Below are 21,148 nucleotides of genomic sequence, written 5' to 3'. Positions count from 1 at the left end.
GCCAGCCCCGCAGACTCCTATTTAAGTACTAAGCCACCTCAATGAGGTGGCTTTTTGCGTTTAAGGGGATTGAATACTTCAAAGTCGGAGTGTGCACATCCCTGATGAAGCTCACCCAAACTCGCCATCCTTGACTCGTTGAAAAATGGAGTGGAACTGTGTTCCTAAAAAGACCATTTTTCCCTCCTGCGAGAGTAGGCAGAAAATGTTCCAGACATTTTTCTGCACTTCCACCATCCATATAGGTCACACGGGGTGCCCCGCACACTGCTGGAAGGCCAGCCCTCTATTTAAAGAAATTGCTTCATACTAGTTCTATCAATTTAGGTTTATGGTCGAAAGAGAAACAAAAAAAGGCGCTGTAATTAGCGCCTTCTTTGATTGTCAAAAAATTTTAGTGGGTGTGACCACAACCTTCTTCAGTGTGAGGGTGGCCGTGAGTTATTTCTTCTTCAGTTGCTTCTCTTACTGCTAATATTTCAACATCAAAAGTTAACGTAAGGCCTGATAAAGGATGGTTACCATCTACTATTACCTCGTCATCAGTTATATCTATTATCATGACTGATTGTTCACCATCGTCAGTGGTCGCTCTAAAAGTCATACCTGGTTCAACATCCATATCTTCGAACATTGATTTGGGCACTGCTTGGACTAGCTCATCATGGCGTTCGCCGTAAGCTAAACTAGGCTCGATATCAATAATAAATTTGTCGCCTACTGTTTTACCTTCCAGTTCATCTTCTAACCCTTGAATCAGGAAGTGACTTCCTTGAAGAAAAATCATAGGCTCACTTTCTTTAGATGAATCTATTTGGGTTCCATCTGCTGAAGAAACAACAAAATTCATAGTGACGACTGTATTATTACTTATGAGCATATTTTTCCTGTATGTGTAAGCGTTGGCAGTTAGTATTATTTATTGGATAGTATAAGGTAATGTTTTAGTGATAAATATAGCATCAGGGTTCGATTTTAACCTAAACGCAGAAGAAATATCAGTGTCTATAGGGAGCACGGCTAATATAGTAGTGTGATTATTACTAGATACACTTCGCAATATTTTACCTCCTGGGCGCCAATTTTCCCCAACTTGGTACTCTAATGAATGACCTGTGAGGTCTTCTGTGGTTAAACGTGCTGAAAGTATGAAACTGGCTCGTTTATTACGTCCAAGGTATTTTGTACGAGCAACGACCTCTTGCCCCATATAGCAGCCCTTTTCGAAGTTAATAGCATCTAACGCCTGTAGATTAAGCATTTGTGGTACATATTCGTTACTAGTTGCTTCTCTTATTTCAGCAAGCCCCGAGTTTATATCGTCCAATTCCCAATCATTATCTTCAGATTGGAAAGTGATATTTGGTAAAGTTGATTTTTGCTGAACCACTAAATAGCGTGGTGAAGGAGTTTCGATTGATATGACTACACCACATTCGTTAGATATTGTGGATTGATGTCCTTTGGGCAAGCTACCGAACTGTTCAATAATATATTCTTCGAATTCAATACCTTTTCCACCGAGCACTTGCCAGTTATCTGTATCATCATTAATGTCAACCTTAGCAAATACACCATACTTCTTTAATTCAGCTAGAGAATTAGTTAACGCAGTTTTATGGGTTACAAGGAGTAACGAGTCTTCCCATGATAGAACATAAGAAACGCTCCAAACCTTTCCTTTGAAGTCACAATGGCAGCTCAATAAAGATTTAGTCTTAGTGAGGGATTCAATATCAGCAGTAACTTGGCCTTGTAAATACTTAACGCGTTCTTCACCTTGTAGCTGAATGATTCCTTTGTTGTTTAACGCACAAACGTAACTTGTATTTTGGTGATCAGAATCAGTAACTGACATAGGTAACTCTCTTTAATTATCATAATAAAAAGTAATATGGGGGGGCTGTTTGATTTCCCAAGGAAAGATCTGAAAAGAAAGTTAGTTTACTGCTATTATTAGGTAATACTTAAAGTCATTTTTAATGACCCAATTTATTAACCGGTTTGGTGTGAGGGTGTAGATGTTTGATAAGCAGCGTTATGGTCGACTTAAGTGGGCCTGTCGAAGAGGAATGTTAGAGTTAGATGTTCTTTTCATGCCTTTTGCTGAATCTGGGTTTCTAGAGTTGTCAGAGGAAAAGCAAGAGTTATTTGAGCGGTTATTGACTTTTGATGATCCCGACTTATATGCTTGGTTTATGGGGCATCAACCTTGCAACGATAAAGACGTTAGTAGCATGATTGAGCATATTTTGAGTCGTGTCAAAGTATAGGATTGATTTAAAACCTTCCAAGTATAAAATAGTGGTATCAATGGTGACCTACCTAGTCATCATTGCTTCTATTTTTACATGGCAATCAAATATTTTTAGTCATCAGCTATTAGTACAAGTTTTGTTTTTATTTGTGGTGCTTATATTTGGCTATAGATCAATAATTAAACAAGGCAAGTTTCCTCAGTCTGTAATTGTTTTCTCACAAGATGGGAAATGGTTAGAAACAGTTAGCGGTGAGCAAGTTAGTTGGCAAGTGAGCTTGCACTCTAGAGCGACTAGACTGGTTTTATTTATAAACATAGTATCCCCATTAACTCCCCAAAAATCTCAGTGGCGTCTTATATATAAAGACCAAGTAAACGAGCAATCTTTCAGAAGACTTTGCCGAGTTATCATTTTTCAACAACAAAACGCGACTCGGAGTATCTAAAACATGCTTCAAATTCAGTCAACTGTAGAGTTATCTAGTTTCCCCAGTTTAAAGTTCTTGTTAGCAAGACTTCCATTTAGTTTTTTCAAAAAGGGTAAGAAGATTGAGATAACTAATTCTTTGCCAAGACTAGAATATGTAATTGATGGAATAAGGGTCAACACTGATAAATGCTATGCTTTTCATCAGGTAACTAAGTGGCACTCTAAAACCGCATTAATACATCCGTGCTTTATACACACCATTGCTTTTCCATTACATCTGACTTTACTGTTATTGCCTAACTTTCCATTCCCCTTATTTGGATTGATACATATTGGAAATAAAATCACTCAATACAGACCAATTACAATAAATGAGAGTTTACAGTTCAGGTGTAATTTTGCAGACTTAAAGCCTCACCCTAAAGGTTGGGAGTTCTCAATTGAAGTAAGGGTTTATAGTAGTAATGAGTTAGTATGGGAGAGCCTCAGTACAAATTTGTATACGAATACAAAAGCTATAGACACTCCAAATAATAAGAAGAATAAGAATTACACGCCAAGTAGCTCAGGTGGATCTAACTATGGAGCTTTCCAACTCGAGTCAAATATTGGGAGACAATTTGCTCGATGCTCAGGAGATTATAACCCAATACATTTAAATAAATGGCTAGCAAAATTATTTGGTTTAAAAGTACAAATTGCACATGGTATGTGGAGCAAGTCTTGGTGCATATCGACTCTACAGTTGAGGCATCCAAGTTTATTTGAAAAGTCGTTTTCTGTTGAGGTAAGTTTCAAAAGGCCACTTTACCTACCAAATAATATTAATCTATTTGTTAAAAAAAGTGATGCTCAATTGGATAGTAAACTGCAATTTTCTATTGAAAGTCAAAATTTAAATTGTCACTTATTTGGTGTATTAAAAGTACTCTAAGCCAAAGTTAAATTTACTTTGAAGCTAGCTATAAACGCTTATTTTTTAGGATGGTAGGTTCTGGGTTTTTAAGTTGATTTGGAAAATCCAAATTATAATGCAGCCCTCTACTTTCTTTTCTTTGTTGCGCACATTTTACAATGAGTTCGGCTACTGTCAGTAAGTTTCTAAGTTCTAGTAAATTATTACTTACTTTGAAGTTAGAGTAATACTCATTAACTTCTTGTTTTAACAATTTGATGCGGTGTTTGGCGCGCTCCAGCCTTTTTGTCGTTCGTACAATGCCAACGTAGTCCCACATAAATAAACGTAACTCATGCCAGTTGTGTTGAATAATAACTTCTTCGTCTGAGTTACTAACTTGGCTTTCATCCCAAGGGCTAATTTTTTCTTTTGAGGGTTCATTATCTAGTCTAGCGCTAATTAATTCAGCAGATGAGTGGGCGTAAACAATACACTCTAGTAATGAGTTACTTGCCATGCGATTTGCCCCATGTAACCCAGTATAGGCCACTTCTCCAATGGCAAATAAATTATCTATATCCGTTTTTGCATGTTCATCAGTTACTACTCCGCCGCAACTGTAATGTGCAGCGGGAACTACAGGTATAGGATCTCTAGTAATATCTATACCCAGTGAACGACATTTTCTATAAATATTCGGAAAATGTTTTACGATAAAATTACTTGGTTTATGGCTAATATCTAGGTACATACAATCGGCACCTAAACGCTTCATTTCAAAATCTATTGCTCTAGCTACTATATCCCTTGGGGCTAAATCACCACGCTCATCGAATTTATGCATGAAAGGTTCGCCGTTAGGGTGGCAGAGTTTAGCACCTTCGCCTCTCAGTGCTTCTGTTATTAAAAAATTTCTAGCTTCTGGGTGATACAAGCAAGTAGGGTGGAATTGATTAAACTCCATATTTGCAACCCGACATCCAGCCCGCCAAGCCATTGCAATTCCGTCTCCGCTGGCTACATCTGGGTTTGAAGTGTATTGATATACTTTGCTGGCCCCACCAGTAGCCAAGGTTATAAACTTACTACGGATTACCTCAACGACTTCATTTTTTCTATTCCATACATAAGCACCTAATAAGTGCTTCTCAGTATGTTTACTTTTAATTAAGTCAATTGCGTTATATCGTTGAAATAAATGAATGTTTGGATGTTGTTTAACTGCTTCGATTAATGTTGTTTGGACGGCTTCGCCCGTTGCATCAGCTGCGTGTAATATGCGCCTATGACTATGGCCGCCTTCTCTAGTTAAATGAAAGCGAGTTTCACCATTAGTGCTTTTTTCTTGGTCAAAGGGCATACCAAACTTAATCAGCCACTCCATACATAACCTAGCTTGAGAGGCGGTAAATTGAACCGCAGATTTATCACATAACCCAGCTCCCGCTAATAGAGTGTCTTCCACATGGGATTCTACTGAGTCATTTTTATCGAAAACCGCAGCTATTCCCCCTTGAGCATATTTAGTGGAGCCTTCTGCAATATCGCTTTTACTCAACACAATTACTTGGCAAGTGTCTGCTAGTTTTAAAGCATGGCTTAAGCCAGCAGCGCCGCTGCCTATAATAAGTACGTCACATTGGTGTTCAATGGTAGAATGCATAAGGTACACTAAAGAGTAAATCGTATATAAGGGTGGCAATACTAATTTACAGGCTGTAAATTACAACGTTTTTCGTATTCATGTTAGTTATCATAGATAGGTTAGCTAGATAATTGTTTGATATATTTTATTTATTTTAGAAAAAAGTTAGTGCATTGAGAACTTTTTAAATTATCTAGAGTCAATATTAGTGCTTGCATGAGCCGTGGTATATTTTCGTTAGGAGTAAGGGCTCGAATGAGCGAGCAAATAACAGATCAACAAATTGTTGAAAGAGTACAGAGAGGCGACAAAAATGCATTTGGTTTGTTGGTAAATAAATATCAACATAAGGTTGCATATTTAGTTTCTCGATACGTAAAAAATTCTGGTGATGTAGCTGATGTTGCTCAAGAGGCTTTTATTAAGGCTTACAGAGCTTTGCCAAATTTTAGGGGCGACAGCGCATTTTATACATGGTTATATCGAATAGCGGTTAATAGTGCTAAAAACTATTTGGTTTCACAAGGAAGAAAGCCTCCTGCAAATGATGTTGATGCAGAAGAAGCTGATTTTTATGACGGGAGTGACGCATTAAAGGAGAATAATTCTCCTGAAAAGAATTTGATGTCAGATCAAATGTCTAAATTATTATTTGAAGCGATGGACAAGCTTCCTGAAGACTTACGTATGGCTATTAGTCTACGTGAATTAGAGGGGCTAAGTTACGAAGATATAGCTAACGTAATGGATTGTCCTGTAGGAACTGTTAGGTCTAGAATTTTTAGAGCTAGAGAAGCATTAGATAAAGTGATTCAGCCATTGTTGATGAATGATTGAATAAATTTAGATAAATTATTTTTAAGAAATTTAGCAGGAATAGTATTGTATGTCGCAAAAGTTTGAAAAATTGTCAGTACTAGTTGACGGAGAAGAATTATCATCTTCTTCATCAGATAATCATTTGATTGACGATGTCAAAAATGACGCAGATTTAATGCAAAAATGGAAAAGTTACCATCTAATCCGTGACGGTTTACGTCAAGAGCTACCAGTTCAACTTAATTTTGATATCGCTGATAAGGTTGCTAAGGCTATAGAATCAGAGCCTGCAATGATAGCTACCAAAAAAACGTGGAGAAATATTCCAATTGTTGGTCAAGTGGTACCTTTTGCTAAGCAAGGTGGTCAAATGGCGGTTGCTGCATCAGTTGCAGTCGCAATGATCCTTGGTGTTCAGCAACTTAATCAAGCTGATACAGATGTACCCTATAATGCTGCTCCTCCTATTTTAGGTGTGCAAGGTGGCTTGTCTCCTGTTAGCTATGACCAAACTCGTGCTTTACCACAAACAAATGAAAGTGAGCAAAGGCGCAGAGTTAACGCATATATAGTAGATCACAATCAACAAATGCGTTTTAAATCGACGGAGCAAGTCTCTAATAGCACAGAACCTTCTGTGCAGGATATGACCATCGAGGAACAGGTTAATACTGTTGAAAATATTCCAGAATAAATTTGTCAGCGGAGCTATAGTAGCTTTGCTTGTGTCATCAGCAACCTATAATGCTTTAGCGCAAGAGGATGCCAGTGATTTAAAAGATGCACCTACCACTACTGTAACCTCTCCAAAAGTAACTGCAGAAAATTGGCTGGCAAAAATGTCACATGCTATGAGGGCACTGAATTACAGTGTGTCACTTGTGTTGTTAACTCCAGGAAACGATGCTCAGCCATACCTTTGGCTTCATGGTGTTAATGACGAAGGTATTGAACTAGAACAGCTTAACTTATTAAATGGCCCTGGACGTGAAGTTGTTCGTATAGGAAATAAAGTGAGTTACTTTGAACCTAATGTGCCTCCTTACAGTTTAGAATCATCAATTATTAATAGCCCTTTACCCAGTGACTTTTTTCGACATCCAGAAAAGTTAAAAGACGGGTATGATTTTTTCATGATCGGTCGTAGTAGAATTTCAGGACGAGCAGCCCAGCAAATAAGAGTCTTGAGTAAAGATAGAAGTCGCTATGGCTTAAACCTTTGGTTAGATCAAGAGACAGGTTTATTGCTTAAATTAAATATGTTTAGTTTAGAATCCGAATTAATTAAGCAGATTCAAGTTACTGGATTAAATGTTACAGATAAGCCTGATGGTTTTTTCTCTAAAATCGAAAACAGTATGTTACCCGAAGTTATTAGCTATCAGCCTAAGAGTTTAAGCAACTCAGATTGGGAAATTAAATATCTACCGCTAGGGATGAAAATAGTAAAGCGAGATTTGCATCGCTTGTCTGGTACTGGAAAAACTGTCGAGTATATTATGTTGAGTGATGGTTTAGTTGACGTATCTGTTTATCTTCAAGATTTTAAGGGAGATGAACCGATACAAAATTTAGTGGGTAAAGTGGAGTCAGATACACTATTAACAATCCAACAGGGAACCTTAAATGTAACTGTAATTGGAAAAATTCCTGCTGAAACAGCTAATAGAATCGCTACTTCAATACAAAGTGTACATTAAATGATCGAAGAAATTGGTGTCGTTAGCGAAATTAAACAAAAAAATGATGAACAAATTGTTTTGGTCGAAACACAAATTAAGTCTACATGTGGAAGCTGTGAAGCTCAGTCTAATTGTGGTACTGGAAGCATTGCTAAAGCCTTCGTTAGAAAAAAAGAGTTATTACGTTTTGAAGTCAATGAAACAGTATCCCTAGGGCAAAAAGTTAAAATTGGTATTCCTGAAGAGAGTATACTTAAAGCCTCTTTATTAGTGTATCTCATTCCCTTAAGTGTGCTGTTATTGTCAGCTGTTTTAATGCAGTCTCTTTTACCCATACTTGGTTTTCAGGCCGAAGCATGGACTATCATCTTTACTTTTTTATGTACATTTATTAGTTTTAAGCTAGTGAAAAAGCACATTAAAAATAATGAAAATGACGTTTTTTACCCTCAGTTTATTTCTGTATTACCGTTAGACCAAGAAAAAATTGATGTAAAACAGCTCTAATCTTTCGTTAATTCTTAATCTTTAAGTTCATTCCGGTCATTTTCTGACATAAAAGCTATAAACAATCTTCTTGTTATGTCGCAAAGTGAGGCATAAAACTGTAAAATCGCCCTCTATTTAATCATTTGCTCCTATCAGACTTTTTGTAAACCTTAGTTGATTGTTAGGAAAGCTCAGAGACATGGTAATTTCTAAAACTTTATGCAGCACAAGCACATACGTAATTTTTCTATTATCGCCCATATTGACCATGGTAAATCCACCCTATCAGATCGCTTAATTCAGCACTGTGGAGGGCTTACAGAGAGAGAAATGGCAGCTCAAGTTCTTGACTCGATGGATATCGAAAGAGAGCGGGGTATTACCATTAAAGCGCAAAGTGTAACTTTGAACTACACAGCAAAAAATGGCGAAACTTACCAACTTAACTTTATTGATACGCCGGGTCATGTCGATTTCACCTATGAAGTATCCCGCTCTTTGGCTGCATGTGAAGGGGCATTATTAGTGGTAGACGCAGGGCAAGGTGTTGAAGCGCAAACCTTGGCTAACTGTTACACGGCAATAGATCTTGATATGGAAGTTGTTCCTATCCTTAATAAAATTGACTTACCCCAAGCAGAGCCTGATCGAGTAGCAGAAGAAATCGAAGATATAGTAGGTATTGATGCAATTGATGCTGTGCGTTGCTCAGCTAAAACAGGTATTGGAATTGAAGATGTACTTGAGGTTATTGTACGACAAGTTCCGCCACCTGAGGGAGAAATCGATGCGCCACTCAAAGCACTGATTGTTGATTCTTGGTTTGATAACTATCAAGGTGTAGTTTCTCTCGTACGTATTATGCAAGGTGAATTGCATAAAAATGATAAAATCAAAATTATGTCTACTGGAGGCGTACATCAAGCTGATAAAGTCGGTATTTTTACCCCAAAGGCCACTGATACAGGTGTATTAAAAGCTGGTGAAGTAGGGTTTATAGTGGCTGGTATAAAAGAAATTCATGGTGCGCCAGTAGGGGATACTATTACCTTATCTCGCGAGCCCGCTTCAGAGGCATTGCCTGGCTTTAAAAAAGTAAAACCTCAAGTTTACGCTGGTTTGTTTCCTATCAGTTCTGATGATTACGAAGACTTCCGAGATGCACTTGCTAAGTTAAGTTTGAATGATGCTTCCTTATTTTTTGAGCCTGAAAGTTCATCTGCATTAGGATTTGGATTTAGAATAGGTTTCTTAGGCATGTTGCATATGGAAATCATTCAAGAACGTCTTGAACGTGAATATGACTTAGATTTGATTACAACTGCGCCTACAGTGGTTTATGAAGTTGTTACCACTAGTGATGAAATTGTCTATGTAGATAACCCATCCAAACTACCACCAGTTAATGATGTACAAGAAATTCGAGAGCCCATAGTTGAAGCTCATATTTTAGTGCCACAAGAGTTTTTAGGTAATGTGATTACCTTGTGTGTTGAAAAGCGTGGCATGCAAACTAATATGACCTATCACGGTAAACAAGTGGCTGTTACCTATGACCTACCTATGGCTGAAGTGGTAATGGACTTTTTTGATAGGCTCAAATCTACCAGTCGTGGCTTTGCTTCTTTAGATTATAATTTCAAACGTTTCCAACCAGCAGAAATGTCTCGCTTAGATATATTAATTAATGCAGAGCGGGTTGATGCATTAGCTATGATTACTCATAAAGATAATGCTGTTACCAGAGGTAGAGAGTTGGTAGAGAAGCTCAAAGAGTTAATACCTAGGCAAATGTTTGATATTGCTATTCAGGCTGCTATCGGAAATCAAATTGTCGCGAGAAGCACAATTAAGCAATTACGTAAAAATGTTACGGCTAAATGTTACGGCGGTGATATTAGTCGTAAGAAAAAACTGCTACAGAAACAAAAAGAAGGTAAAAAACGTATGAAGTCAGTGGGTAATGTAGAGCTACCTCAAGAGGCGTTTTTAGCTCTATTAAAGGTAGGTAAATAAATGGCTAATTATTTTTCAATTTTTTTGGTGGTTTTGACCCTAGTTTCTGGGTTGATTTGGTTAATTGACAGTTTAATGTTTGCATCTAAAAGACGTGAGCGCTCAGGTATTTTATCTAAAGAACAAGACGTGCAATTACCATGGTTGGTGGATACTGCCCAACAAATATTTCCTGTTATTGCCTTTGTAATGGTCTTACGTTCATTTTTATATGAACCCTTTCAAATCCCTTCAGGTTCAATGATGCCTACTCTGTTGGTGGGGGATTTTATATTGGTTGAAAAATTTTCTTATGGATTAAAAGATCCTGTTGTTCGTAAAAAGTTTGTTGACCTTGGCTCCCCAGAGCGTGGCGATGTAGTGGTTTTTAAATTCCCACCCAATCCTAGGTTAGATTACATAAAACGGGTTGTTGGTTTGCCGGGTGATACTGTGATTTATAGGAATAAACAGTTACAGATTAAACCTGCCTGCGATATGCCTGAAAATTGTGCGCCTATGGAAACAATAGCTTTGAACTTTGAAAGCAGGGGAGATGCGTATCAACAATTTTCACCTTTAGAAAAGTATACAGAACAGTTAGGCGATGTTAGTCATCAAATTTATCGTAAAACTGGTCGTTCAAATTATGCTAGTCGTTATTTTCAGCAGCCTGGTACGCAGATTGATGAGTGGATCGTCCCCGAAGGTCAGTATTTTGTAATGGGTGATAATCGTGACAATAGTGAAGATGGCCGCTTTTGGGGGTTTGTTCCTGATGAAAATCTAGTTGGAAAAGCCGTTGCTATTTGGATTAGTTTTGAGTTTGATAGAGTGCCTAGTAGTTGGGTTCCCAAATGGATCCCAACGGGGGTTAGATTTGAACGAGTAGGTAGTATTAATTAAATGTCTAAAGTTGATCCCTATTTACCTTTATACAGACGTTTAAATTATACTTTTGCAGAGCCCGCTAATTTAACATTGGCGTTGACTCACAGAAGTGCAGATAAATTACATAACGAGCGATTAGAATTTTTAGGTGATGCTATTTTAGGAATGGTAATAGGTAAAGCCCTGTATTTACGCTTTCCCAAACAGCCTGAGGGTAAGTTAACTCGTATGCGCTCTAGCTTGGTTAAGGGAGATACTTTAGCGGAAGTCGCTAGAGAGTTCGAGTTAGGTGATTTATTATTACTTGGTCCAGGTGAATTAAAAAGTGGTGGATTTCGCCGAGACTCCATTTTAGCAGATGCCGTTGAAGCTATTATTGGCGCTATCTATTTAGAAGCGGGTATGGAGCTATGCGAAGCACTGGTACTTGAATGGTTTGCCCCTCGTATCAACGCTCTTGACCCAGATGCAGTCTCTAAAGACGATAAAACCAGACTGCAAGAGTATCTACAAGGTAAAAAATTACCGCTACCTCTTTATGAAGTGACTGATGTTAAAGGTAAATCTCACGATCAGACATTTTATGTGGAATGTTCAGTTGAAGGCTTAACACAAACGGTTTTAGGAAGAGGTAACAGCCGCAGGCGAGCAGAACAGCAAGCCGCTAAAAAAGTATTAGAGAAACTTACACATGGTTGAAGAGTTGAACGATATAAATCACGTATCAGACACCCATTGCGGCATGATAGCTATTGTTGGTCGGCCTAATGTAGGGAAGTCGACCTTATTAAATAAGTTGCTAGGCCAAAAAGTCAGTATTACATCAAGAAAACCTCAGACTACACGGCACAGGATTATGGGGATTGATACTGAAGAAAACAGGCAAGCAATATATGTAGATACCCCTGGTTTACACATTGAAGAAAAACGTGCCATCAACCGTTTTATGAATAGAGCCGCGTCTAGTTCCATTGCTGATGTGGGCTTAGTGCTATTTTTAGTTGAAGGCACTAAGTGGACTGATGACGACCAAATGGTGTTAACCAAAGTTCAGCAGGCTAATGTTCCCTGTTGGTTAATCGTGAATAAATCAGACAATGTTAAAGATAAAGGTTTGATGATGCCCCATTTAAAGTGGTTGGGAGAGCAACATGATTTTAAACATATTATGCCGATATCAGCCAAAACCGGAAAAAATGTCAATGAGTTACGGGATTTAGTTTTAGATACCCTACCTAAAAGCGAATTTTATTACCCTGAAGACTATATCACTGATCGATCTAGTCGTTTTATGGCCGCTGAAATCGTTCGTGAAAAGTTAATGAGATTTACAGGGGATGAATTACCTTATTCTATTACCGTTGAAATAGAGCAGTTTATGTTGGCCGATAATGGTATTTATCGCATAAATGGCTTGATATTGGTCGAAAGAGATACCCAAAAAAGCATGGTTATTGGTAAAGGTGGGCAGCGTTTAAAAACCATTGGAGCTGAAGCCAGAAAAGATATGGAAGCTCTTTTTGATACAAAGGTTTATCTCGAATTATGGGTTAAGGTTAAGTCAGGTTGGGCTGACGATGAACGGGCTTTACGTAGCTTAGGTTATGGAATGGATACCTAATAGGAAACAATATGCGTTCAATTAGTAATATTCGAAGGGATTACACCCAAGCGGGCTTGGATACTAAAGACTTAACCCTTGAACCTTTTGCGCTTTTTGAACGTTGGCTACAAAATGTGATTGATGCTGATCTAAAAGATCCAACAGCAATGACAGTCGCTACCGTAGATAAGTCAGGACAACCATCTCAGCGTATTGTGTTGCTGAAAGATTTTTCTGAAAAGGGTTTTGTATTCTATACCAACACCGGCAGCAGAAAGGCACAAGACTTAGCAGACAACCCCAAAATTTCCCTACATTTTCCATGGCATTTATTAGAGCGCCAAGTCAAAGTATGTGGTTCTGTGCAACCATTATCTAAAACAGAAGTGGCTAAGTATTTTTTGACTAGACCTAAACCTAGTCAAGTTGCAGCTTATGCTTCTGCGCAAAGTCGTCCAATTAGTAGTAAGCAAGTATTATTAGCTAAGTTTAATGAGGCTAAGGCTAAATTTGCAAATGGTGACGTGCCACTACCTTCATTGTGGGGGGGCTATCGTGTTGTACCCCATGAGATTGAATTTTGGCAAGGTGGCGAACATAGATTGCATGACCGATTTTTGTACACTAAAAACCAACAAGGTATATGGGAAACTAACCGTTTAATGCCGTAATGGTTACCACTACAATATATGTTTATAGACAGCCATTGCCATATAAATTTTAGTCAGTTTGATGAAGATAGAGAAGCTGTACTAAAGCAATGTTCACAGCTTGGTATACATAAAATAATTGTACCTGGGACTCACTTAGAGCTTTTTGAACAACAAATTCATTTGGCTAAAACCTTTCCTGAGCTACGAAATGCATTTGGCATCCATCCATACTTCTTAGGAACCTATGATGATACACACCTTAATAAATTAGCGTTTTTATTAGAAGATAAAATAGGTTCCGTTGTGGCATTAGGGGAAATTGGTTTAGATAAAGTCATCTCAATTGACTGGAAAGTTCAGCTTAAAGTTTTTCAAGCACAAGTTGAAATGGCTATGAGTTTTAAGTTGCCAATTATTTTGCACCATAGAAAGTCCCATAACGAAATTTTGCAGATACTAAAACAGTGTAAGTTTTATAACGGGGGGATTGTGCATGGATTTTCCGGTAGTTTACAGTTAGCAAATGCATATATAGAGTTAGGGTTTGCATTAGGGGTAGGTGGCACAATTACCTATCCTAGAGCTAATAAAACCAGAGAGGCAATTAAGTCTTTGCCATTATCAAGTATAGTGCTCGAAACAGACGCACCAGATATGCCACTGAAAGGTAATCAAGGAGTAAGAAATTCGCCAATTAATATACCTGTAATTTTTGAAGCGCTTTTATCTTTAAGGAATGAGCCTAGACAACAAGTACAAGCAGCGTGTTTTAAAAACGTAGCAAACCATCTAATCCATGTATAACAAGTGCCGTTAATTTTGAGATAAATTCAAACTTGCTCTTTTAGTTTATTGATTTTTTTAATCCGAATTTTGTAGAAAGCTCTGGCGATTAAAATTCCACCAACTGCTGCCAATAACATTAACATTTGTAATTGCTGGTCTAACTGTCTCTGGTACTCACTATGAAAGCGCATAACTTCTCTCTTTTTGAGCAATAAAGTAACGTAGCCAATTAGTTGGTTTTCATAGGTAATATTTCTAACAAATACTAAAGGCGGTTGTTCTCCAACTTTATGGGCAGCTACTAATGAGGAAGCACTTTTGTTGTCTGCTAACAAACGACCTTTTCTATCGTAAAGTGTTGCACCTAAGACATGAGGGTCATCTGTAATATAGGCGAGTTGTTTTACTATAGTCGCTGAGTCTTGCTCTAGCATAGCGGTAGTCAACATATTGCCAGATAATATCACCAAGCTATTTCCGAGTTGGTTTGCTTGTTTGTAGTGCCAATTTGCGGCTTGCTCAGAGTTTATTAACCATAAATTGATAGATGTCAGTACACCAATGACTACCAACATTAAGTTCGCTATTCGTTTAAAAATTGAATAGGGACTAGGTTTTTTCTGAGGTGTGACTGCAAATGCAGTACTTGAATTTTCCATAATTAAAACAATATGATAAAACTTGTGACAAGCCAAGTAAATAAGCTCAATGTACTCGGATAAGTCTCATATAGACAATAAAATTAAGTATTAAGAAAGTTATATTAACTGTTTTAACTTAAATGGAGGGGCTTTAAAAAGACTTGTCTACATTGGGAGTCTCCCTATCCCATGTAAAATAGTAGTATTTGTATTGAAAACAGTCTTTAGATCTCCATATATCAAAGGCAATAATCTTTAGTCATGTTAGGACGGTTATGATTTCTGTAAAAAATTTGTTTAAGTCATTTGGCGGTCATCAGGTAGTAAATGATGTGTCTTTTGATATTAGACCTGGTGACGTGGTTGGTTTTTTAGGGCCTAATGGCGCAGGCAAATCAACAACCATGAAAATGCTAACGGGATTTTTAGCTCCCAGCAATGGTGAAATAACTATAGATAACTTATCAATTAACCATTGTTCTTTAAAAATAAAACAAAAGATCGGCTACTTACCAGAAGGTGCACCTGCTTACGGTGAAATGACGCCTTATCAATTTCTACTTTTTATAGCTAAAGTCAGAGGTCTTAAAGGTTTAGCAAAAGCCCAAAGAGTAAAAGAGGTTATTGATCAAGTAGAGTTACATGAGGTTTTGAATAAACCAATTGATAATCTGTCGAAAGGCTTCAAGCGTAGAGTGGGGTTAGCGCAAGCTATTATTCATGACCCTCAGATATTAATTTTAGATGAACCAACTGATGGATTAGATCCAAACCAAAAGCATCAAGTTCGTCAACTTATTAAAAATCTTTCGAAAGATAAGATTGTAATTATTTCTACCCATATCCTCGAAGAAGTTTCAGCAGTCTGTAATAGAGTCATGATCATTTCAAAGGGTAAGTTATTGTTTGATGATACTCCTGAAGCATTAAACCAAAGATCAAAGTATTACGGAGCAGTGACCTTACAGTTTAGTTATCCAGCGGATGCTTCTGAGCTAGCTGAATTAGAAGGCGTGGCATCAATGGAAGAAGACCTAGAAAATAGATGTGTTACGGTTTTTCCTCTCCCTGGTGCTCAAATTTTACATTCAGTCACGACACATGCCCAACATTGCAGGCTACCAGTTGATAGCTTGTTTGTAGAGCAAGGGCGCCTTGACCAAGTTTTCCGAGATATAACACAAGAGGTAAACGTTTGATGAGCAATGTAGGTATTTTGTTTAAGCGAGAATTCTCAAGCTTCTTTGCCTCTCCAGTGGCTTATGTTTTTATTGGTATATTTCTTGTTCTTTCTGCTGTTTTTACATTTTTTGTTGGCGGTTTTTATGAAAGAGGGCAGGCTGACCTATTACCTTTTTTTAATTTTCACCCTTGGTTGTATTTGTTCTTAGTTCCAGCCATCGCGATGCGAAGTTGGTCCGAAGAACGTAAAACAGGCACCATAGAATTGTTAATGACATTACCTATCAGTATCTCCCAAGCTATGATTGCAAAATATTTAGCTGCATGGGCGGTATTGGGATTGTCTTTATTGTTAACCTTTCCATTGTGGTTAACTGTAAATTATCTTGGTGAACCCGATAATGGCATTATATTGGCCGCTTATATTGGCAGTTGGTTTATGGCTGGGGGCTTTTTAGCCATTGGTTTATGTATGTCTGCGTTAACTAAAAACCAGGTGATTGCTTTTATTTTAGCTGTGGTAGTGTGCTTTGTTTTTGTAGTAAGTGGAACCAATATCGTTTTAGATGCATTTAAATCCTGGGCTCCTATAGCGGTCATTGATGTTATCGCTTCTTTTAGCTTTCTATCGCATTTTGAAGCCATGGCAAAAGGAGTGATCGCACTTGCTGACATTGTCTATTTTCTATTGGTAACATTCATTTGGTTATACGCAGGAATGCTACTAATTGAACAAAAGAAGGCTGATTAATCATGCAAAATAAATTGACGTTTTACGTAAGCCAACTTCTACTTGTTATTCTGTTTTTTGCTTTAGTTTTTATTAATAACAAGCTACTTTCACCTTATCGGCTAGACCTCACGGAAAACCAAGTTTATTCATTATCAGAAGGAAGTAAAAAAGTTATTAGAGAAATAGAGGAACCTATTAATCTGTATTTTTTCTTTTCTGATAAAGCTTCAAAAAATATGATTAGTCTGCGCAACTATGCAAATCGTGTTGAGAGTCTACTCACTGAATACGAAACTTTAGCTCAGGGTAAATTGAAGTTACAGGTATTAGACCCAGAGGCATTTTCTGAACAAGAAGATAAGGCCGACCAATTTGGGTTAACTGCGGCCACAATTGGAGCTGCTGGTGAATCAATATACATGGGCCTTGCGGCAACTAATTCCGTAGACGAACAACAAGTAATTGCTTTTTTTGACCCACAAAAAGAAAGTTTTTTAGAGTATGAAATTAGTAAACTAATCTATCAGTTAACCGACCCTGAACCGGTTAATGTGACTTTGATCACTGATTTGCCTATTACTGGTGGACAAAATCCTATGACAGGGCAGTTTGATCCAGCTTGGACTTTTTACACTCAATTACAACAGCTCTTCGAAGTAAAAGTACTAGACAATAAATCTGCCAGTATACCTAAAAAAACAGATGTTTTAATATTGCTACACCCCCAGAAATACAGTGAAAGTTTGTTATTTTCCATTGACCAATTTGCGATGCAAGGGGGAAAAATACTGGCGTTTGTTGACCCTCATAATGAATCAGATCAACTCGCGATTATGGCCGGTTCTAATTCTACTAAAAACAGTTCGAATTTAACTGCACTGCTAACAGCTTGGGGGGTTAAGTTTGATAGTCAAAATGTTTTGTTAGACGCTATGGCTGGATTAGATATTAGAACACCTGATGGTGAGATCGCGAGGCACTTTGGATTTATTGGTTTATCAAATGAACAGTTAGAAAACGGAGATGTAGTCACCTCAAATCTCGATGTTCTCAACGGTGCATCTTTTGGTGTAATTAGTTTAGCTGATAACAGCCAGTTGAATTTATTACCGTTAATTCAATCTAGTGAAAACTCTGACCTAATGCCTGTTGACGAATATGCAAGTACTCAGAACCCTGATGATTTATCTAAAGTCTATCAAAGTCAAAATCAAGATTATGTTTTAGCTGCAAGGATTTCAGGCAAGGCTAATAGTATGTTTGATACATTACCCTCAACAATTAATCTAGACATCACTGAAAGTGAAATAGTTACCTCAACAAAAAATTTAAACCTAATTCTGGTTGGTGATTCCGATTTATTGAGTGATCGCTTTTGGGTACAACAGTCAAACTTTTTTGGGCAAACAATCTTTACACCATTTGCTAATAATGGTGATTTTATAATTAATGCTGTCGAGAACTTAGGTGGCAGTGATGCTTTAATTAGTGTGCGCAGTAGAGGTACGTTCGCTCGACCATTTAATAAAGTGGATGAGCTTACCGTTATTGCTGAACAAAAGTTTAGAGAACAAGAGCAACTATTAGAAGCTCAGTTAGCTGAAACTGAGCAGCAATTAATGCAACTGCAGAGCCAGCAAAGCGACCTGGCTAATTTAGTCATTACTCCTGAGCAACAATTAGCGATTGATGAATTTATGGAAAAGAAAATAACTATTCGTAAATCGTTACGAAATGTGAGACATCAATTAGATAATGATATCGAAAACTTAGGTAACTGGCTTAAATTCATTAATATCGTTCTATCTCCAATAGTACTTATATTTTTACTGACAGTGCTTCGTGTTTTGTTTAAGACAAAATCACGAACAAAGGTTTATCAAGGTAAGGAAGCGGCATTACTATGAATAGGTCATTTTTAATTTTAGTCTTCTTTGTTGTAATGGCTTTAGGCGGAGGGGCTTGGTTACTTCAAGAGCCTGTTACAGTAAATAAAAGATCAGAGCTGGTATTTACAGACTTTAGAAAAACAGTTGATGAATTACAAAGTATTACCATCACAAATGCTCAAGGTGTGCTTTTAGACGCAGAGCTTCAAGATGGAGTGTGGGGGGCCTCGGTAAAGCTTGGCTTGCCAAAATATCCAGTATCAAAACACCATTTGGCGGAGCTACTACAAACCCTAACTCAAGTTAAATTACTTGAAGCTAAAACTAGCAAAACTGAAAACTTCTCACAGCTAGGGTTACAAGCACTTTATGCTGAGGATAGCATTGCATCACTTATTACTTTAAATGCAGGTAAGAGTTCAAAGAGTTTAATGGTGGGTAAAATGGCCACATCTGGTCAGGGCAGTTTCGTTCGTAAACCATCTGAAACTCAAACTTGGCTAGCAGATAAATATATTGAAATGCCAGTAGATAAGTTTGCATGGTTACAGCAACCTATCTTGCCTTATAAAGAGGAGGAAATTGTTTCTATAAGCAGAGTTGACCATGAGTCTTGGAATATTACTAGAGATACACAAAATTCTGGTTTAAAGCTTAGTAACATGCCTCAGAGTTCTGAATTGAAATATGAAGCAGTCTTAAATTCTATATTCAAGGGCTTAGTGGACCTTAGATTCGAAAGTTTATTGGAGAAAGAAAACGAGTTAATTAGAAGCCTTGAGGTATTAATCGAGCTAGAAGTACATACTTTAGATAACGTTTCTTTAAAATTAACTCTAGGAAAAAAAGATGAACAGAATTTTGTTTGTTTTTCCACTTATGATGGTGAACCATATTGGAGTCATTGGGTTTATCAAATTTCTAACTTTTCAGCACAACAATTAGTTAAATCTATGAAGGATTTTTTAAAAGATAATTCAAGTTCACAAACTGAAAGTAAATCTGATATTACACAATATTCAATTGATGAGGGAGAGTCTCCCGATTAAATAAAATTAGATATAGAGCATGTAAGTTACTTTATTTGAAGCTGCTTTTTAAAATAGTTAACTCCTAATTCTCTAGCCTTAGTAATATTATTATCTGGTATATTTTCTGGGTTTGGGTAGTTCTTTAAAACCTGCTCTAAGCTGGCTTCTCTTAGTAAGTGTAATATGGGGTATGGCGATCTATTAGTGTAATTCGCTGCATCGTTACTATTTTCACCATCAAAGCAGTAATCTGGATGAAAAGTGGCAATTTGGTATAAACCTCGATATCCGCCCCGCTCAATAAACTCATTCGCTCCATCTACTAAATCTAGGTATCTATCAAAGTCAGAAAAGCCAGATGAAAAAATAATGAGAGTAGTTTGAATCTCGCTTAGATTATCTAGAGTAGATAATTCGTTTATGACAGTATCTAGTGCTTTATTTTCATAAACAGCATCTGATACACAATAGCGAATGGTGTCTCGAATAACTTCTTTCTTAGCAAATGGACAAAAGTTAAGGTCAATAATCACATCGTTTATCCATTTTTTAACTGATGTGATTATTTGTGTTTGCTGTGTGTTAATCGTCATAGTAATACTAAGAGTGGTATTTTACATATGACTCTAATGTGTTCTCTATTAAACTGGCTACAGTCATGGGTCCAACGCCACCTGGCACTGGCGTAAGCCAGCCCGCTCGGTCTATTGCCGTTGCGTGATCTACGTCTCCACCTAAACTACCGTCACTGTTACGGTTAATGCCCACATCAATAACTATAGCTCCAGGTTTAATCCAGTCCCCTGGAATAAATGCTGCTTTACCTACTGCCACTACTAATAAATCAGCTCTTTCAACATGTGCTTTTAAATCTTGAGTAAATTTATGACAGCTGGTAACTGTGCAGCCCGCGAGTAGTAGCTCCATAAACATTGGTCGGCCAACGATATTAGAAGCTCCAACAATAACAGCGTCTAGTCCCTTGATAGGTCTCTTAGTCGACTCTATCAAACTCATAATGCCTTTTGGGGTACACGGGCGTAATGCAGGAATTCTTTGTGCTAAGCGACCAATATTATAGGGGTGGAACCCATCAACATCTTTGTTTGGATTAATACGTTCTAATATCGCTTCTTTATCTAAGCCAGCAGGTAATGGAAGCTGAACTAAAATACCGTCTATTTCTTCATCGTTATTTAATTGATCTATGATTTCTAATAACTTTTGTTGTGTAGTATTTGCGGGTAAATCATATGATTTAGAGACAAAACCTACTTCATCACAGGCTTTCCGTTTGTTGTTTACGTAAACGTGAGAAGCGGCATCGCTACCTACTAAAACTACTGCTAGACCCGGAGCCCGTTTACCTGCGGAAGTGATTGCCTCCACCTGTACAGCTACATCTTGTCTAATACGTTTAGCGATTAAGTTTCCATCAATTTTTTGTGCGGGCATAAGTCAGTAAACCAAAGATATTAAGTACCTCTATTGTCACATATTGAGAGTGATGGCCGCAATTGT

The 21,148-nt window shown here is 37.5% G+C and carries 23 protein-coding genes; 17 read left to right on the top strand and 6 right to left on the bottom strand.

Annotated elements, in window-relative coordinates:
• Positions 1-394: 394 nt before the first annotated feature.
• Both EOK74_RS15985 and ygfZ read right to left on the bottom strand, forming a co-directional pair.
• Positions 395-880 (bottom strand): FKBP-type peptidyl-prolyl cis-trans isomerase, encoded by a 486-nt coding sequence (locus EOK74_RS15985; RefSeq protein ID WP_133471034.1) that lies wholly within the window; start codon positions 878-880, stop codon positions 395-397.
• Positions 881-919: 39 nt separating this feature from the next.
• Positions 920-1,858: a tRNA-modifying protein YgfZ gene (gene ygfZ, locus EOK74_RS15980; protein ID WP_133471033.1), complete on the bottom strand. Its 939-nt coding sequence runs from the start codon at positions 1,856-1,858 to the stop codon at positions 920-922.
• A 163-nt stretch (positions 1,859-2,021) separates the two neighbouring features.
• On the opposite strand from ygfZ, the gene EOK74_RS15975 reads away from it, so the two are divergent.
• Genes EOK74_RS15975 through EOK74_RS15965 form a run of 3 tightly spaced genes read left to right on the top strand, consistent with a single transcriptional unit; the run spans position 2,022 to position 3,624 of the window.
• A complete protein-coding gene (locus EOK74_RS15975) occupies positions 2,022-2,273 on the top strand; it encodes an FAD assembly factor SdhE (RefSeq protein WP_133471032.1) in 252 nt (83 codons plus the stop codon).
• Between the two features lie 40 nt (positions 2,274-2,313).
• Entirely contained in the window at positions 2,314-2,706 is a 393-nt protein-coding gene (locus tag EOK74_RS15970; RefSeq protein ID WP_133471031.1) for a protein YgfX, read from the top strand.
• A 3-nt stretch (positions 2,707-2,709) separates the two neighbouring features.
• Positions 2,710-3,624, top strand: a complete 915-nt coding sequence (locus tag EOK74_RS15965) for a MaoC/PaaZ C-terminal domain-containing protein (protein ID WP_133471030.1) — start codon at positions 2,710-2,712, stop codon at positions 3,622-3,624.
• A 28-nt stretch (positions 3,625-3,652) separates the two neighbouring features.
• On the opposite strand, the gene nadB is transcribed toward EOK74_RS15965, so the two are convergent.
• On the bottom strand, positions 3,653-5,251 hold the full coding sequence (gene nadB / locus EOK74_RS15960) for an L-aspartate oxidase (protein ID WP_133471029.1): 1,599 nt from the start codon (positions 5,249-5,251) through the stop codon (positions 3,653-3,655).
• Positions 5,252-5,488: 237 nt separating this feature from the next.
• On the opposite strand from nadB, the gene rpoE reads away from it, so the two are divergent.
• The 10 genes from rpoE (at position 5,489) to EOK74_RS15910 (ending at position 14,169) form a co-directional block, all read left to right on the top strand.
• Positions 5,489-6,070 carry an RNA polymerase sigma factor RpoE gene (rpoE, locus tag EOK74_RS15955; RefSeq protein WP_133471028.1) on the top strand — a complete coding sequence of 194 codons (582 nt, stop codon included), beginning with the start codon at positions 5,489-5,491 and terminating at the stop codon, positions 6,068-6,070.
• Between the two features lie 49 nt (positions 6,071-6,119).
• Positions 6,120-6,746, top strand: coding sequence for a sigma-E factor negative regulatory protein (locus tag EOK74_RS15950; protein WP_133471027.1), 627 nt, complete (start codon positions 6,120-6,122; stop codon positions 6,744-6,746).
• A gap of 31 nt (positions 6,747-6,777) precedes the next feature.
• Positions 6,778-7,752: a MucB/RseB C-terminal domain-containing protein gene (locus tag EOK74_RS15945; protein WP_239024137.1), complete on the top strand. Its 975-nt coding sequence runs from the start codon at positions 6,778-6,780 to the stop codon at positions 7,750-7,752.
• Positions 7,753-8,241 carry a SoxR reducing system RseC family protein gene (locus EOK74_RS15940; RefSeq protein WP_133471026.1) on the top strand — a complete coding sequence of 163 codons (489 nt, stop codon included), beginning with the start codon at positions 7,753-7,755 and terminating at the stop codon, positions 8,239-8,241.
• 201 nt (positions 8,242-8,442) lie between these two features.
• Positions 8,443-10,239: a translation elongation factor 4 gene (gene lepA, locus EOK74_RS15935; protein ID WP_133471025.1), complete on the top strand. Its 1,797-nt coding sequence runs from the start codon at positions 8,443-8,445 to the stop codon at positions 10,237-10,239.
• A complete protein-coding gene (gene lepB, locus EOK74_RS15930; RefSeq protein ID WP_133471024.1) occupies positions 10,240-11,124 on the top strand; it encodes a signal peptidase I in 885 nt (294 codons plus the stop codon).
• A complete protein-coding gene (gene rnc / locus EOK74_RS15925; protein WP_133471023.1) occupies positions 11,125-11,808 on the top strand; it encodes a ribonuclease III in 684 nt (227 codons plus the stop codon). It abuts the gene before it with no gap.
• Positions 11,801-12,730: a GTPase Era gene (gene era, locus EOK74_RS15920; protein WP_133471022.1), complete on the top strand. Its 930-nt coding sequence runs from the start codon at positions 11,801-11,803 to the stop codon at positions 12,728-12,730. Before rnc ends, era begins: the two co-directional genes overlap by 8 nt.
• 11 nt (positions 12,731-12,741) lie before the next feature.
• Positions 12,742-13,383: a pyridoxamine 5'-phosphate oxidase gene (gene pdxH / locus EOK74_RS15915; protein ID WP_133471021.1), complete on the top strand. Its 642-nt coding sequence runs from the start codon at positions 12,742-12,744 to the stop codon at positions 13,381-13,383.
• Positions 13,384-13,401: 18 nt separating this feature from the next.
• Positions 13,402-14,169 carry a TatD family hydrolase gene (locus EOK74_RS15910; RefSeq protein ID WP_133471020.1) on the top strand — a complete coding sequence of 256 codons (768 nt, stop codon included), beginning with the start codon at positions 13,402-13,404 and terminating at the stop codon, positions 14,167-14,169.
• A gap of 26 nt (positions 14,170-14,195) precedes the next feature.
• Here the strand turns inward: EOK74_RS15910 and EOK74_RS15905 are convergent, their stop codons facing one another.
• Positions 14,196-14,810, bottom strand: coding sequence for an AhpA/YtjB family protein (locus EOK74_RS15905; RefSeq protein ID WP_133471019.1), 615 nt, complete (start codon positions 14,808-14,810; stop codon positions 14,196-14,198).
• Positions 14,811-15,067: 257 nt separating this feature from the next.
• Here EOK74_RS15905 and EOK74_RS15900 point away from each other — a divergent pair, with 257 nt between their 5' ends.
• Genes EOK74_RS15900 through EOK74_RS15885 form a run of 4 tightly spaced genes read left to right on the top strand, consistent with a single transcriptional unit; the run spans position 15,068 to position 19,645 of the window.
• Positions 15,068-15,991 (top strand): ABC transporter ATP-binding protein, encoded by a 924-nt coding sequence (locus EOK74_RS15900; RefSeq protein WP_133471018.1) that lies wholly within the window; start codon positions 15,068-15,070, stop codon positions 15,989-15,991.
• Positions 15,991-16,725, top strand: coding sequence for an ABC transporter permease (locus EOK74_RS15895; RefSeq protein ID WP_133471017.1), 735 nt, complete (start codon positions 15,991-15,993; stop codon positions 16,723-16,725). The genes EOK74_RS15900 and EOK74_RS15895 overlap by 1 nt, the downstream gene beginning before the upstream one ends.
• Before the next feature lie 2 nt (positions 16,726-16,727).
• Positions 16,728-18,614, top strand: coding sequence for a GldG family protein (locus tag EOK74_RS15890; RefSeq protein ID WP_133471016.1), 1,887 nt, complete (start codon positions 16,728-16,730; stop codon positions 18,612-18,614).
• Positions 18,611-19,645, top strand: coding sequence for a DUF4340 domain-containing protein (locus EOK74_RS15885; protein ID WP_133471015.1), 1,035 nt, complete (start codon positions 18,611-18,613; stop codon positions 19,643-19,645). Before EOK74_RS15890 ends, EOK74_RS15885 begins: the two co-directional genes overlap by 4 nt.
• Before the next feature lie 26 nt (positions 19,646-19,671).
• Here EOK74_RS15885 and EOK74_RS15880 read toward each other — a convergent pair whose 3' ends face one another.
• Together EOK74_RS15880 and folD are read right to left on the bottom strand one after the other, a co-directional pair.
• A complete protein-coding gene (locus tag EOK74_RS15880) occupies positions 19,672-20,220 on the bottom strand; it encodes a DUF1415 domain-containing protein (RefSeq protein ID WP_133471014.1) in 549 nt (182 codons plus the stop codon).
• Positions 20,221-20,227: 7 nt separating this feature from the next.
• The gene (gene folD, locus EOK74_RS15875) at positions 20,228-21,082 is read right to left on the bottom strand and encodes a bifunctional methylenetetrahydrofolate dehydrogenase/methenyltetrahydrofolate cyclohydrolase FolD (protein ID WP_133471013.1); all 855 of its coding nucleotides are present in this window, start codon (positions 21,080-21,082) and stop codon (positions 20,228-20,230) included.
• Positions 21,083-21,148 lie beyond the last annotated feature (66 nt).

This window comes from Paraglaciecola marina, from assembly GCF_004360155.1.
GTDB classification, from domain to species: domain Bacteria; phylum Pseudomonadota; class Gammaproteobacteria; order Enterobacterales; family Alteromonadaceae; genus Paraglaciecola; species Paraglaciecola marina.
Note: the sequence above shows the minus strand (reverse complement) of the source record. Positions and strands in the feature narration are given on the sequence as shown.

Bases quoted from the DNA above. Each gene is read 5' to 3' on its own strand.
- EOK74_RS15985 (WP_133471034.1), bottom strand. From the start codon at position 880: ATGCTCATAAGTAATAATACAGTCGTCACTATGAATTTTGTTGTTTCT.
- ygfZ (WP_133471033.1), bottom strand. From the start codon at position 1,858: ATGTCAGTTACTGATTCTGATCACCAAAATACAAGTTACGTTTGTGCG.
- EOK74_RS15975 (WP_133471032.1), top strand. From the start codon at position 2,022: ATGTTTGATAAGCAGCGTTATGGTCGACTTAAGTGGGCCTGTCGAAGA.
- EOK74_RS15970 (WP_133471031.1), top strand. From the start codon at position 2,314: ATGGTGACCTACCTAGTCATCATTGCTTCTATTTTTACATGGCAATCA.
- EOK74_RS15965 (WP_133471030.1), top strand. From the start codon at position 2,710: ATGCTTCAAATTCAGTCAACTGTAGAGTTATCTAGTTTCCCCAGTTTA.
- nadB (WP_133471029.1), bottom strand. From the start codon at position 5,251: ATGCATTCTACCATTGAACACCAATGTGACGTACTTATTATAGGCAGC.
- rpoE (WP_133471028.1), top strand. From the start codon at position 5,489: ATGAGCGAGCAAATAACAGATCAACAAATTGTTGAAAGAGTACAGAGA.
- EOK74_RS15950 (WP_133471027.1), top strand. From the start codon at position 6,120: ATGTCGCAAAAGTTTGAAAAATTGTCAGTACTAGTTGACGGAGAAGAA.
- EOK74_RS15940 (WP_133471026.1), top strand. From the start codon at position 7,753: ATGATCGAAGAAATTGGTGTCGTTAGCGAAATTAAACAAAAAAATGAT.
- lepA (WP_133471025.1), top strand. From the start codon at position 8,443: ATGCAGCACAAGCACATACGTAATTTTTCTATTATCGCCCATATTGAC.
- lepB (WP_133471024.1), top strand. From the start codon at position 10,240: ATGGCTAATTATTTTTCAATTTTTTTGGTGGTTTTGACCCTAGTTTCT.
- rnc (WP_133471023.1), top strand. From the start codon at position 11,125: ATGTCTAAAGTTGATCCCTATTTACCTTTATACAGACGTTTAAATTAT.
- era (WP_133471022.1), top strand. From the start codon at position 11,801: ATGGTTGAAGAGTTGAACGATATAAATCACGTATCAGACACCCATTGC.
- pdxH (WP_133471021.1), top strand. From the start codon at position 12,742: ATGCGTTCAATTAGTAATATTCGAAGGGATTACACCCAAGCGGGCTTG.
- EOK74_RS15910 (WP_133471020.1), top strand. From the start codon at position 13,402: ATGTTTATAGACAGCCATTGCCATATAAATTTTAGTCAGTTTGATGAA.
- EOK74_RS15905 (WP_133471019.1), bottom strand. From the start codon at position 14,810: ATGGAAAATTCAAGTACTGCATTTGCAGTCACACCTCAGAAAAAACCT.
- EOK74_RS15900 (WP_133471018.1), top strand. From the start codon at position 15,068: ATGATTTCTGTAAAAAATTTGTTTAAGTCATTTGGCGGTCATCAGGTA.
- EOK74_RS15895 (WP_133471017.1), top strand. From the start codon at position 15,991: ATGAGCAATGTAGGTATTTTGTTTAAGCGAGAATTCTCAAGCTTCTTT.
- EOK74_RS15890 (WP_133471016.1), top strand. From the start codon at position 16,728: ATGCAAAATAAATTGACGTTTTACGTAAGCCAACTTCTACTTGTTATT.
- EOK74_RS15885 (WP_133471015.1), top strand. From the start codon at position 18,611: ATGAATAGGTCATTTTTAATTTTAGTCTTCTTTGTTGTAATGGCTTTA.
- EOK74_RS15880 (WP_133471014.1), bottom strand. From the start codon at position 20,220: ATGACGATTAACACACAGCAAACACAAATAATCACATCAGTTAAAAAA.
- folD (WP_133471013.1), bottom strand. From the start codon at position 21,082: ATGCCCGCACAAAAAATTGATGGAAACTTAATCGCTAAACGTATTAGA.